Source organism: Streptomyces sp. NPDC104381 (genome assembly GCF_055583745.1).
Window position 1 is genome coordinate 614,766 of record NZ_JBVJNK010000004.1, and the last position, 13,406, is coordinate 628,171.

8 protein-coding genes are annotated in these 13,406 nt (G+C 71.9%); 6 read left to right on the plus strand and 2 right to left on the minus strand.

Annotation, left to right across the window (positions count from 1 at the left end; genetic code table 11):
- The first annotated feature begins 13 nt into the window (after window positions 1-13).
- Complete coding sequence (locus tag ACZ607_RS16575) at window positions 14-3,046, plus strand: helix-turn-helix transcriptional regulator (RefSeq protein WP_469735590.1); 3,033 nt, start codon at window positions 14-16, stop codon at window positions 3,044-3,046.
- Between the two features lie 27 nt (window positions 3,047-3,073).
- Here ACZ607_RS16575 and ACZ607_RS16580 read toward each other — a convergent pair whose 3' ends face one another.
- On the minus strand, window positions 3,074-4,252 hold the full coding sequence (locus ACZ607_RS16580) for a PQQ-dependent sugar dehydrogenase (protein ID WP_469735394.1): 1,179 nt from the start codon (window positions 4,250-4,252) through the stop codon (window positions 3,074-3,076).
- 179 nt (window positions 4,253-4,431) lie between these two features.
- Entirely contained in the window at window positions 4,432-5,388 is a 957-nt protein-coding gene (locus ACZ607_RS16585; RefSeq protein ID WP_469735591.1) for an aldo/keto reductase, read from the minus strand.
- A gap of 130 nt (window positions 5,389-5,518) precedes the next feature.
- Here ACZ607_RS16585 and ACZ607_RS16590 point away from each other — a divergent pair, with 130 nt between their 5' ends.
- The 5 genes from ACZ607_RS16590 to ilvC all read left to right on the plus strand — a co-directional run bounded on the left by ACZ607_RS16590 (window position 5,519) and on the right by ilvC (window position 13,290).
- Entirely contained in the window at window positions 5,519-6,469 is a 951-nt protein-coding gene (locus tag ACZ607_RS16590) for a 2-hydroxyacid dehydrogenase (protein WP_469735395.1), read from the plus strand.
- Window positions 6,470-6,736: 267 nt separating this feature from the next.
- A complete protein-coding gene (locus ACZ607_RS16595) occupies window positions 6,737-9,562 on the plus strand; it encodes a putative bifunctional diguanylate cyclase/phosphodiesterase (protein ID WP_469735396.1) in 2,826 nt (941 codons plus the stop codon).
- A gap of 217 nt (window positions 9,563-9,779) precedes the next feature.
- The gene (locus ACZ607_RS16600; protein WP_469735397.1) at window positions 9,780-11,636 is read left to right on the plus strand and encodes an acetolactate synthase large subunit; all 1,857 of its coding nucleotides are present in this window, start codon (window positions 9,780-9,782) and stop codon (window positions 11,634-11,636) included.
- Window positions 11,637-11,656: 20 nt separating this feature from the next.
- Window positions 11,657-12,184: an acetolactate synthase small subunit gene (ilvN, locus tag ACZ607_RS16605; protein WP_099174327.1), complete on the plus strand. Its 528-nt coding sequence runs from the start codon at window positions 11,657-11,659 to the stop codon at window positions 12,182-12,184.
- 104 nt (window positions 12,185-12,288) lie between these two features.
- On the plus strand, window positions 12,289-13,290 hold the full coding sequence (gene ilvC, locus ACZ607_RS16610; RefSeq protein WP_469735398.1) for a ketol-acid reductoisomerase: 1,002 nt from the start codon (window positions 12,289-12,291) through the stop codon (window positions 13,288-13,290).
- Window positions 13,291-13,406 lie beyond the last annotated feature (116 nt).

The window sequence follows — 13,406 nt, forward strand, 5'->3', positions numbered from 1 at the left end:
GTACGCGTATGCGATGCTCAGCGGCGTGGAGACCAACACCGTCAGCCCCGTCTTCGTCGGCCGAGCCGGTGAACTCACCGCGCTCACCGAGACGCTCGCCCGCGCCGCCGGCGGAGAACCGCAGGCCCTGCTCGTCGGCGGTGAGGCGGGCGTGGGCAAGACCCGGCTGGTCGAGGAGTTCGTCAAGGCCGCCTGCCGCCGGGACGCCGTGGTGGCCGTCGGCGGATGTGTGGAGATCGGGGCCGACGGCCTGCCCTACGCCCCCTTCGCGGCGGCGCTCCGCGCCCTGCGCCGGGCGCTGCCGGAGGAACTGACCGAGGCGCTGGCAGGGCAGGAGGGCGAGCTCGCCCGGCTGCTGCCCGAGCTGGGCGAGGCCGACCGGGCCCCGGACGACGAGCAGGGCACCGCCCGGCTGTTCGAGCTCGCCGCCCGGCTGCTGGAGCGCGTCTCCGCCGCCCGTACGGTCGTCCTCGTCCTGGAGGACCTGCACTGGGCGGACGCCTCCACCCGCCATCTGCTCGCCTACCTCTTCCGCACCCTGCGCACCGGCCGCCTCGTCGTCGTCGGCACCTACCGCGCCGACGACGTCCACCGCCGCCACCCCCTGCGCCCGCTCCTCGCCGAGCTGGACCGGCTCCGCACGGTCCGCCGGATCGAACTCGACCGCTTCAGCCGCGCCGAGGTCGGCCGGCAGCTCACCGGGATCCTGGCGATGGTCCCCGACGCCGCGCTGGTCGACGACATCTTCGAACGCTCCGACGGCAACGCCTTCTTCGTCGAGGAGCTCGCCCGCAGCGTCGAGTGCTGCGGTGACGGCTCCGGGCTCTCCGACTCCCTCCGCGACCTCCTCCTGGTCCGCGTCGAGGCACTGCCCGAGGACGCGCAGCGGATCGCCCGGATCGTCGCCGAGGGCGGCTCCACGGTCGAGCACACACTCCTCGCGGCCGTCGCCGGCCTCTCCGAGGAGGGCCTCGACGAGGCGCTGCGGGCGGCGGTCGGCGCCAACCTGCTGCTGCCCGCCCCCGACACCGACGGCTACCGCTTCCGGCACTCCCTGGTCCGCGAAGCCGTCAGCGACGACCTGCTGCCCGGCGAACGCACGCGCCTCAACCGCCGTTACGCCGAAGCCCTGGAGGCCGACCCGTCGCTCGTACGGGCCGACGAGCGCGCCGCGCGCCTCGCCAGCTACTGGTACGCCGCGCACGACGCGGTCAAGGCGCTGCCCGCCGTGCTCCAGGCGGCGGTGGCGGCCCGGCGCCGCTATGCGTACAGCGAGCAACTCCGGCTGCTGGAGCGGGCCATGGAGCTCTGGGACGACGTCCCCGAGTCGGTGCGCGACACCCTGCGGCCACTCGACCACGCCGAGGCCTATCCGCGGTGCGGCCGCAAGGCCGCGGACCCGCTGCGCTACCTCGACCTGATGGCCGAGGCCACGGTGGCCGCCCGCTTCGGCGGCGACCGCGAACGGGCCCTGGCCATCGCGAAGAAGGCCCTGCGCATCCTCGACCGGGACATGAAGCCGTTGCGGGCGGCGTGGTTCTGGGTGCAGCGCTCCCTGCTGACGCAGAGCCTCTCCCGGAGCGACGGCCGGCAGGAACTGGCCACCGCCGAGGAGCTGGTGCGCGGCCTGCAGCCGTCCGCCGTGCACGCCGACGTCCTGGCGTCCGTCGCCAGCTGGGGCGCCCTGCACAGACCGGGACCCGAGACGCTGGTCGCGGCCGACCGGGCCGTGGAGTACGCCCGGCTCGTCGGCGAGGAGTCCATCGAGCTGCACGCCAGGCTCACCCGCGGCTGGCTCACGATCGACGCCGGTGACGTCGAGGAGGGCGTAGCCGAGATGTACGCCGTCCGCGACCGGTCCGAGGAACTGCACCTGGTGGGCGTGATGAGCCGCGCCGCCGTCAACCTGCCCTCCTCGCTGGAGTCCTGCGGCCGCTCCCTGGAAGCGGTGGCGGCCGCCGACCACGGCATCCGGATCTGCCACAGCCACGGGGTCCCCGAGTCCGAGGCCTGGGCACGGGCCAACCAGGCGCAGTCGTACTTCTCGCTGGGGTACTGGGAGGAGAGCCGGGCGGCGGCGGAGGCCGCGGCCCCGCTGGCCAGGTCCCGCAAGTCGAACGCCCTGGTGGCCGCGCGCCGCACCGATCTGGCCCTGGCCACCGGCGACTTCGAGGAGGCCGAGGAGCAACTGGCCCTCAACCGCCGCCACCTCGGCCACGACCCGCAGCCGCAGCACCTGATCTGTCCGGTCCGGCACGCCATGGTCCTCGCGGCCCACCGGGGCCGGCTCCCCGAGGCGCGGGCCGAGTTCGAGGCGCAGTCCGCGACGGGCCTGCCGCCCGGGACCCAGCGCTACTCCCTGCCGCTGCTCCACGCAGCCGCCGCGATCGAGGCCGACGCACGCGGACTGCCCGCCACCGACGCCGGGCGGCCGGCGGTGCTGGAGCGGATCCGGGGCCACCTCAAGCGGCTGCCGATGCTGGTGCCCGTCTGGGCGGCGTACGGCCTGCTCATCGAGGCGGAGCTGGCCCGGGCGGAAGGGGCCGACACCCCGGACCACTGGTGCCGTGCCGCCACCGCCTTCGCCCCGCTCCAGCGCCCCTACGAGCTGGCCCAGATCCGCCACCACTGGGCGGAGGCGATCCTCACCGCGTCCGGCGACCGGACACCGGCCGCGGCGCTCCTGCGCGAGGCCCACACCGTGGCCGTACGGCTCGGGGCGCGCCCCCTCGTGGAGAGCATCGAGCTGCTGGCCGGGCGGGCCCGGGTCGCGCTCACCGGGCCGGACACCCCGGCCGAGGAGGAAGCGGACGGACCCGCCCCGGCGGTGGACGCGATCGAGTCGTTCGGGCTGACCTCACGGGAGCAGGAGGTGCACCGGCTGGTCGCGGAGGGATACACCAACCGCCGGATCGCGGAGGCGCTGTACATCTCGCCGAAGACCGCCAGCGTGCACGTCTCCAACATCCTGGCCAAGCTGAGCGTCTCCAGCCGGGGCGAGGCGGCCGCCCTGGCCCACCGCTTCCGGCTGTACGCGGCGGGGTGAGACGCCCGGAGGCGACCGGGACGCCGGCTACCGCACCTTCAGCAGCAGGATCCTGTCGTCGCCCGCCTTCGCGGTGCCACGGCCGTCCGTGTTGCTCGTGACCAGCCACAGCTTGTCGCCACCGGCGGCGAGCACCGTGCGCAGGCGGCCGTACTTCCCGTCGAGGAACGACTGGGGGGCCGCCAGCGGCTTTCCGTCCGCCTCGCCCGACAGGGGGATCCGCCAGAGTCGCTCACCGCGCAGCCCGGCCATCCAGATCGACCCCTCGGCGTACGCGATGCCGCTCGGCGAGGCCTCGGAGGTCTTCCACTGGGCCACCGGGTCGACGTAACCCGACGTGCCCTTCTTCCCCTCGACGTCGGGCCAGCCGTAGTTCCCGCCCGGCTCGATCAGATTCAGCTCGTCCCAGGTGTCCTGGCCGAACTCGGACGCCCAGAGCCGCTTCGAGCCGTCCCAGGCCAGGCCCTGCACATTGCGGTGCCCGTACGAGTAGACGACCGAATCGGCCTCCGGATTGCCGTGCACCGGCTCACCGTCGGGCGTCATCCGCAGGATCTTGCCCGAGGGCGACGCCTTGTCCTGGGCGAGGCCCGTGTCACCCGTTTCGCCCGTGCCCGCGTACAGCATGCGGTCCGGGCCGAACGCGATCCGCCCGCCGTTGTGGACGGCGCCCTTCGGGATGCCCCGCAGAATGGTGTCCGGGGCCCCCAGCTGCTGGCCCGCGGGCTTCGCCTCGTCGTACTGGAGACGGGCGATGCGGTTGTCCGACTCGGTCGTGAAGTACACGTAGATCAGGTGGTCCGCACCGAAGGTCGGGGGGACGGCGAGGCCGAGCAGGCCGCCCTCACCGGCGGGCGCGACCCCGGGCACCGACCCCAGCAGGGTCTTCCCACCGCTCTTCCCGTCGATCCGCGTGATCGTCGCGTCGTCGCGCGAGCCGACCAGCAGATCACCCCCGGGCAGGGCGGCCAGGCCCCAGGGGGACGCCAGGCCGTCCGTCAGCGTCCTCTCCACCTCGACGGAGCCCTTGGCCGGCGGCAGGTCGGCCGACGGACTCGCCGAGGCCGGAGCGGACGTGGCGCCCGCCGGGGGCGAGGAGGCGCCGTCACCGGCCGCCGGGCCGTCGCCGGACGAGCAGGCGGACAGCAGGAGGGAGGCGGAGGCCAGCAGGGCCACGACCCCCCTGCGCAGTACGGGAGTTTGCACAGCACCGATCCTTTCGACGGTCGCACGACTACTGTTCCTACCCCGCCGCCCGACCCCGGGTCCCCGATCTCCGCCCATTCTCCCGCTTCCGGCGCTCCCGTTCAGTCCCACGAGCGCTCAGTCCCGGAGCGTTCAGTCCCACGAGCGTTCAGTCCCACGAGCGCTCAGTCCCGGAGCATTCAGTCCCACGAGCCGAGGGCCCGCGGCAGCCCCGCGATCTCGGCCAGGTCCCGGTCCGTGAGCACCAGCCCCGCCGCAGCCGCGTTCTCCACGGCCCACTGCTCCCGCTTCGCGCCGGGCACGGGCACCACATGCGGGCCCTGCCGCAGGACCCACGCCAGGGCCACCTGCGCGGGAGTGGCGCCGTGCCGCTCACCGACCCTGCGCAGCCCCGCCACCACCGGCTGGTTGGCGGCCATCATCTCCGCGGTGAAGCGGGGGTGCCTGGCCCGCGGATCGTCCGGCTCGAACCCCTGGCCCGGCTTGAGCGTCCCCGTGAGGTAGCCGCTGCCCAGCGGCATCGCCGCCAGCACCCCCACACCCCGGGCCGCACACCACGGCAGCAGATCCTCCAGCGCCTGGGGCGACCACACCGAGAGCTCCGCCTGGACCGCGCTGACGGGAAAGACCTGCTGCATCCGCTCCAGCTGCCGGAGGGTCCCGTCGTACATCCGCGCGCCCGGCCCGCGTCCCGCCTGGGCGCCCACCGCGCACAGGCCGAGGGCCCGCACCTTGCCCGCCGTCACCAGGTCCGCCATCGCGCCCCAGGTCTCCTCCACCGGCACCTCGGGATCCGCCCGGTGCAGCTGGTAGAGATCGATCACATCGGTCTGGAGCCGCCGCAGCGAGGCGTCGCAGGCCCTGCGCACATATCCGGGGCGCCCGTTGGCCACGATGTGCTGATCGCCCACCAGCAGACCGCACTTGGTGGAGAGGAAGGCCTCGGACCGCCGGCCCCTGAGCGCCCGCCCGACGAGCAGCTCGTTGGTGAAGGGCCCGTACATGTCGGCGGTGTCGAGCAGTTGGACGCCCGCGTCCAGCGCGGCGTGCACGGTCCGCAGCGACCTGTCACCGCGCTGCTGCGACGTGGTGTACGCCCAGCTCATCGGCATACAGCCCAGCCCGACCGCACCCACGGCGAGCGCCGCCGCACCGATAGTCCTGCGCTCCAACTCCCCGAACCCTCCCTCGGTCCCGTGATCACGGAACCACCCGCACCCCAAAGTAACCTCTGCCGTTCCCGGCCCTTCGCATAGCCTCCTGACCATGACTTCGACATCTGCCACCGACATCTGGCTGCCGTTCCCCGCCGACGAGATCGACGGTCTTCCCGAGGGTCTCGACTACCGTTTCTGGGACGGCGGCCGGGAGTACCCCGCGGACCCCGCCGACTGCGCCTTCTACGTCGTCCCGTACATGAAGGGCTCCGAGGTCGCGGTCCGGCCGCTCAAGGACATGAGCGCCGTCCAGGTCGTCCAGACGCTCTCCGCGGGCATCGACCACGTGGAGCCGGGACTCGGTCTGCTGCCCGCCGGGGTGCGGCTGTGCAACGCCAAGGGGGTGCACGAGGCCTCCACGGCCGAACTCGCGCTCGCCCTGGTCCTCGCCTCGCTCCGGGGGTTCCCCCGCTTTACGGAGGGCCAGGAGAAGGAGGAGTGGCGGTCCGGCTTCTACCCGGCGCTCGCCGACAAGTCCGTCCTCGTGGTGGGGTACGGATCGATCGGCGCGGCCATCGAGGACCGGCTCGAACCCTTCGAGTGCGCGCGGGTGGTGCGCGTCGCACGCTCCGCACGGACAACCGCGCGCGGCCCCGTACACGCGATCGACGAGCTTCCCGCGCTGCTCCCGGAGGCCGACGTCGTCATCCTGTCCACTCCGCTGAACCCGTCCACACAAGGGCTGGTGGGCCCCGGCTTCCTCGCCGCGATGCGGGACGGCGCGCTGCTGGTGAACGTCGCGCGCGGCGGTGTCGTCGACACCGACGCCCTGCTGACCGAACTCGAGTCCGGGCGGCTGCACGCCGCGCTCGACGTGACCGATCCCGAACCGCTCCCCGCCGGCCATCCGCTCTGGCATGCTCCCCACACACTGATCACCCCCCATGTGGGCGGCAGCACCTCCGCGTTCCTGCCCCGGGCCAAGCGTCTGCTGGCCGGACAGCTCACCCGGTTCGCCGCGGGCGAGGAGGTCGGCAACCTCGTGCTCACGACCGGCTGACCACGCTCCGGAGCGGACCGGGCGCACCGGGTACCGACAACACCCCAGGTGGTAACGGAGAGTAGAGAAGCTATGTCCCTGAGTGACGGCTCTGGTGTATCGTCCCCAGGAGGGCAGCGCCGTGGAAGGGACGGCGTCGGGGAGGAAGCGCAACGCGAGGGGGCGACGGGCGATGTTCGGCCAGTGGAGAGACGATCCGACGCGACGGGGCGGGCAGACGGGACCAGCGGCGGCGAGGGCGCCGGGGACCGCCCGCGGGGCTCTCCGGTGAGCGCCCTCGGGACCCTGCTCTCCCGGCAGCCGGCCACCGGGCGGTCGGTGGGACTGCGCTCCCAGCTCGCCCTGGGTGCCGTCTGCGCCGGATACGCGGTGGGTGCGGCTCTCGGCTGGGGGTCACCCGGAGTCGCCCTGTTCATGGGGGACTTCGGCCTCTGCGTCGCCGCCCTGATCGCCGCGGTCTCCTGCTTCCTGTACGCGCGCTCCGGCGGGAGCCGGTTCCGGCCCGCCTGGCTCCTCTTCTCGCTCTCCTCGGCCATGGCCGCCGGAGGAAACGCCGTCTGGGGGTGGTACGAGGTGGTGCTGAGGCGCCCGGTGCCCGCCCCCTCCCTCGCGGACCTCTTCTTCCTCTGCTTCGCGCCGCCCGCCATCGTCGGGCTGCTCGTCCTGGCCAAGCGCCCCGTCACCCGCGCGGGCTGGGTCTGCCTCGTGCTGGACGCCTGGCTGATCGGCGGATCCCTGCTGACGCTCTCCTGGAGCCTCGCGCTGGCGCACACCGCCCACGTCGCCAACGCCGCGGGGGAGAGCGTCGCCAGAGCCGCGCTCTCCCTGGCCTATCCGCTGCTCGACATCGTGCTGGTCTCCATGGTCCTCGCGCTGCACTTCCGCCGGATCAACGTGAACCGCTCCGCGGTCAACACCGCCATCGCCGGCCTCGCCCTGACCGTGCTGTGCGACGCCCTGTTCACGGCGCCGCTGCTGCGCTCGGCGTACAGCTCGGGCCAGTTGCTGGACGCGGGATGGTTCGCCGGTTCGCTGCTCCTCGCGTACGCGCCCTGGGGCGTCCGTCGCAGCCAGGACAACGCTGTCGAGGCCCCGGAGCCGCGGGCCGTCAGCCGCCCGATCGCCGGGTCCCTCGCCGCGCTCACGCCCTATCTGGCCGCGGCGGTCTGCACGCTCGGCATCCTGTACAACGTCGTGGAGGGCCGCAGGGTCGACCGGGTCGTGGTCCTCACCGGCTGCACGGTCGTCCTCGCCCTGGTCCTCCGCCAGGCGATCATGCTCCTCGACAACATCGCGCTCACCCAGGAACTGGCCCAGAAGGAGAACCACTTCCGGTCCCTGGTGCAGGGCTCCAGCGACGTCATCATGATCGCCGAGCCCAGCGGCACGCTCCGCTACGTCAGCCCGGCGGCGGCCGGGGTCTACCACCGCGACGCCGAGGACCTCGTCGGCGCGGAGCTGTCCTCGATCATCCACCCCGACGATCTCGGGGGAGTGGTCCACGAGTTGCGGCGCTTCCTCGCCGTACCGTCCCGGGAGGAGCCCACCACCCGGATCGAGTGCCGTTTCAGATCGGGCACCGGGGACTGGCTCCACGTCGAGTCCACCGTCAACCGCCACCAGGGCGGTCTGCTGCTCAACAGCCGCGACGTGACCGAGCGGGTCAGGCTGCAGGCGCAGCTCCAGCACAACGCCGAGCACGACCCGCTCACCGACCTGCCCAACCGCGCCCTGTTCACCACCCGGGTGGGACAGGCGCTCGGCGGCCGCAGGTCCGGGGACCCGGGCACCGCCGTGCTCTTCATCGACCTCGACGGCTTCAAGGCGGTCAACGACTCCATCGGCCACCAGGCGGGCGACGAGCTCCTCATCCAGGCCGCGCGCCGCCTCCAGGAGTCCGTGCGCGCCTCGGACACCGCCGCCCGGCTCGGGGGCGACGAGTTCGCCGCGCTCATCGTCGGCGACGGCACCCGCGACCAGGCCGCCAGGGAGTACCAGGTCCACGAGATCGCCGACCGGCTGCGCCTCAGGCTCTCCCAGCCGTACCGGATCGGCACCGGCGAGGTCCGGGTGGCCGCCTCCATCGGGGTCGCCTTCGCCGAGCCCTCCATCACGCCCAAGGACCTCATGCGCAACGCCGACCTCGCGATGTACCGCGCGAAGGCCGGCGGCAAGGACCGGGTCGAGCTGTACGCCCCCCAGATGCAGGCGGACGTGGTGCGCCGCTCCGAGCTCGCAGCCCGGCTCCGCACCGCGCTGCGGGAAGGCGAGTTCGCCCTGCTCCACCAGCCCGTGGTCCACCTGGCCAGCGGCACGGTCGCGGCCGTCGCCGCCCAGGCCCGCTGGCGCTCCGCCCAGGGCATCCTGTTCACCCCCGCTGAGTTCCTCCGCGTCTCCGAGGACAGCGAGAGGGCCGCCGAGCTGGGCACCTGGCTGCTGGAGGAAGCCGTCGAGCAGGCCGCGGACCGCTCCAGGGCCGGACACCCGGTCTCCGTCTCCGTACGGGTGTCGGCCGCCCGGCTGCTGGACCGTACGCTGCCCCCGGGGTCCGTCGAGGCGCTCCTCACCCGGCACGGGCTGCCCTCCGGCGCCCTGATGATCGAGGTGGCCGACAGTGACCCCCGGGTCTCCTGCGACGAGCTGGAGCAGCGGCTTGTCGCGCTGCGCCGCCTCGGCGTCCGTATCGCGCTCGACGGCTTCGGCAGCGGGTACGCCGCGGTCAACGCCCTGCGCCGGCTCCCCATCGACGTGCTGAAGCTGGACCGGTGCCTGGTCGAGGGCGTCGTCGAATCGGCCAGGCTGCACAAGATCACCAGCGGACTGCTGCGCATCGCCGGGGACCTCGGCATGCAGTCCGTGGCCGACGGTGTGGACGGGCCCGAGCAGGTGCGCGCCCTGCGTGCCATGGGGTGCACGCACGGGCAGGGGATGGCCTTCGCCGGGCCGCTCGACGAGTACCGGCTGCGGCGCACCCTGATCCGCGGGAAGTACCCGGTCCCGGGCATCGGAACGGCCGCCCGGCCGGTCCTCGCGGGTGGCGCGATCCCGCTCCAGAGCCGCTCACATGATGAGACTCCCGTCCCACCCACTTGACACCGTGTGCGTGCCGGAGAGAGGGTCAATGCCATGCGCACCCGAATTCTCGTACTTGGAAAGCGCGTCGGCTGAAGCAGGGTCACTCATGGACACCCTGCGGACCGCACCGGCGCGCTCCCCTCGCTTGCCTCACGGCACGAGGGGTTTTTTGTTGCACCGGGACCTCTCAAAACCCCGCAAAAACACCGCATAAACCCTCAGCTTCGAGAAGAGAATGCCGATGACCGAGCAGGCCACCGGGGCCCAGCACCCGCAGCCGCGGGCCCGTAACGGCGGACCGTCCACCGCCACCGTTGAGCACCTCACGGGCGCGCAGTCCCTCATCCGTTCTCTCGAGGAAGTCGGCGCCGACACCGTATTCGGGCTCCCCGGCGGCTGCATCCTTCCGGCGTACGACCCGCTGATGGACTCCACCCGGGTCCGCCACATCCTGGTCCGCCACGAGCAGGGCGCGGGCCACGCGGCCACCGGCTACGCGCAGGCCACCGGCAGGGTCGGTGTCTGCATGGTCACCTCGGGTCCCGGTGCCACCAACCTGGTCACCCCGATCGCCGACGCCGCCATGGACTCCGTGCCCATGGTCGCGATCACCGGCCAGGTGGCCTCCGGGGCGATCGGTACGGACGCCTTCCAGGAAGCCGACATCTGCGGCATCACCATGCCGATCACCAAGCACAACTTCCTGGTCACCCGCGCCGAGGACATCGCGCACACGATCGCCGAGGCCTTCCACATCGCCTCCACCGGCCGCCCGGGGCCGGTCCTCGTCGACATCGCCAAGGACGCGCTGCAGTCGAAGACCACCTTCAGCTGGCCGCCGACGATGGACCTGCCCGGCTACCGGCCCGTCACCAAGCCGCACGCCAAGCAGATCCGCGAGGCCGCCAAGCTCATCACCCAGGCCAAGCGCCCCGTGCTCTACGTCGGCGGCGGCGTCATGAAGGCCGGTGCCACCGCGGAGCTGAAGGTCCTGGCAGAGCTCACCGGAGCGCCCGTCACCACCACCCTGATGGCGCTCGGCTCCTTCCCCGACAGCCACCCGCTGCACGTGGGAATGCCCGGCATGCACGGTTCGGTCACCGCCGTCACCGCGCTGCAGAAGGCCGACCTGATCGTCGCGCTCGGGGCCAGGTTCGACGACCGCGTCACCGGCAAGCTGGACAGCTTCGCCCCGTACGCCAAGATCGTCCACGCGGACATCGACCCGGCCGAGATCGGCAAGAACCGCGCCGCCGACGTCCCGATCGTCGGTGACGCCCGCGAGGTCATCGCCGACCTCGTCCAGGCGGTCCAGGTCGAGCACACCGAGGGCAACACCGGCGACTACGGCGCCTGGTGGAAGGACCTCAACCGCTGGCGCGAGACCTACCCGGTCGGCTACGACCTCCCGGAGGACGGCAGCCTCTCGCCGCAGCAGGTCATCGAGCGCATCGGCGAACTCGCCCCCGAGGGCACGATCTTCGCGGCGGGCGTCGGCCAGCACCAGATGTGGGCCTCGCACTTCATCCGCTACGAGCAGCCCAGCACCTGGCTCAACTCCGGCGGCGCCGGGACCATGGGCTACGCCGTCCCGGCCGCCATGGGCGCCAAGGCCGGCATGCCCGAGCGCGCTGTCTGGGCGATCGACGGCGACGGCTGCTTCCAGATGACCAACCAGGAACTCACCACCTGCGCGCTGAACAACATCCCGATCAAGGTCGCCGTCATCAACAACGGCGCGCTCGGGATGGTCCGCCAGTGGCAGACCCTGTTCTACAACCAGCGGTACTCCAACACCGTGCTGCACTCGGGCCCCGACGCGGACGGCAACGCCGCCAAGGGCACCCGCGTCCCGGACTTCGTCAAGCTGTCCGAGGCCATGGGCTGCCACGCCATCCGCTGCGAGGACCCGGCCGACCTGGACAAGGTCATCGCCGAGGCCAACGCGATCAACGACCGCCCGGTCGTCATCGACTTCATCGTCCACGAGGACGCCATGGTGTGGCCGATGGTCGCCGCCGGCACCTCCAACGACGAGGTCATGGCAGCACGGGGCGTCCGCCCCGACTTCGGCGACAACGAAGACGACTGAGACAGAGAGAGACCGACTCCATGTCCACCAAGCACACGCTCTCCGTCCTGGTCGAGAACAAGCCCGGTGTCCTCGCCCGGATCACGGCCCTGTTCTCCCGGCGCGGGTTCAACATCGACTCGCTCGCGGTCGGTACCACCGAACATCCCGACATCTCACGCATCACCATTGTCGTGAACGTCGAGGGCCTGCCCCTGGAGCAGGTGACCAAGCAGCTCAACAAGCTGGTCAACGTCCTGAAGATCGTCGAACTCGAGCCCGCCGCAGCGATCCAGCGCGAGCTCGTCCTGGTGAAGGTCCGCGCGGACAACGAGACCCGCTCCCAGATCGTCGAGATCGTCCAGCTGTTCCGCGCCAAGACCGTGGACGTCTCCCCGGAGGCCGTCACGATCGAGGCGACAGGGGGTGCCGACAAGCTGGAGGCCATGCTCAAGATGCTCGAACAGTTCGGCATCAAGGAGCTCGTCCAGTCCGGCACCATCGCCATAGGGCGCGGCGCGCGCTCGATCACCGACCGTTCCCTGCGCGCCCTCGACCGCTCGGCGTAACCCTCACGGGCCGCCTCGCCGCTCGTATGGCGAGACCCGGCAACGTATCCGACGCACCCCGCCGTACGGTGGGACGCAACACCTGCACACAAGGAGAAGACCCAGTGGCCGAGCTGTTCTACGACGACGATGCCGACCTGTCCATCATCCAGGGCCGTAAGGTCGCGGTCCTCGGTTACGGCAGCCAGGGGCACGCCCACGCGCTGTCGCTGCGTGACTCGGGTGTCGACGTCCGTGTCGGTCTGCACGAGGGCTCGAAGTCCAAGGCCAAGGCCGAGGAGCAGGGCCTGCGCGTGGTGACCCCGTCCGAGGCCGCCGCCGAGGCCGACGTCATCATGATCCTCGTCCCGGACCCGATCCAGGCCAAGGTCTACGAGGAGTCCGTCAAGGACAACCTCAAGGACGGCGACGCGCTGTTCTTCGGCCACGGCCTGAACATCCGCTTCGACTTCATCAAGCCGCCGGCCAACGTCGACGTCTGCATGGTCGCCCCGAAGGGCCCGGGCCACCTGGTCCGCCGCCAGTACGAGGAAGGCCGCGGCGTCCCGTGCATCGTGGCCGTCGAGCAGGACGCCTCGGGCAAGGGCCTGGAGCTCGCCCTCTCGTACGCGAAGGGCATCGGCGGCACGCGCGCCGGCGTCATCAAGACGACCTTCACCGAGGAGACCGAGACCGACCTGTTCGGTGAGCAGGCCGTCCTCTGCGGTGGCACCGCCGCCCTGGTCAAGGCCGGTTTCGAGACGCTGACCGAGGCCGGCTACCAGCCGGAGATCGCGTACTTCGAGTGCCTCCACGAGCTGAAGCTCATCGTCGACCTCATGTACGAGGGCGGCCTGGAGAAGATGCGCTGGTCCATCTCGGAGACCGCCGAGTGGGGCGACTACGTCACCGGCCCGCGCATCATCACGGACGACACCAAGGCCGAGATGAAGAAGGTCCTGGCCGAGATCCAGGACGGCACCTTCGCCAAGAACTGGATGGCCGAGTACCACAACGGCCTGCCCAAGTACAACGAGTACAAGAAGGCCGACGGCGAGTCCCTGCTGGAGACCACCGGCAAGGAGCTCCGCAAGCTCATGAGCTGGGTCGACAACGAGGACGCCTGAGTTCTCGCCGAGGGGCAGGTCCGCACCGGGCCTGCCCCTCGGCACACGGCCGTCGGGCAGGTCCGCACGGGTCCGCCCCACGGCCGACGGCCGGCCTCACACCCCGTGTCACTGCG

Excerpts from the sequence above, each read along its gene's own strand:
- ACZ607_RS16575 (WP_469735590.1), top strand. The coding sequence starts at position 14 with ATGCTCAGCGGCGTGGAGACCAACACCGTCAGCCCCGTCTTCGTCGGC.
- ACZ607_RS16590 (WP_469735395.1), top strand. The coding sequence starts at position 5,519 with ATGACTTCGACATCTGCCACCGACATCTGGCTGCCGTTCCCCGCCGAC.
- ilvN (WP_099174327.1), top strand. The coding sequence starts at position 11,657 with ATGTCCACCAAGCACACGCTCTCCGTCCTGGTCGAGAACAAGCCCGGT.
- ACZ607_RS16600 (WP_469735397.1), top strand. The coding sequence starts at position 9,780 with ATGCCGATGACCGAGCAGGCCACCGGGGCCCAGCACCCGCAGCCGCGG.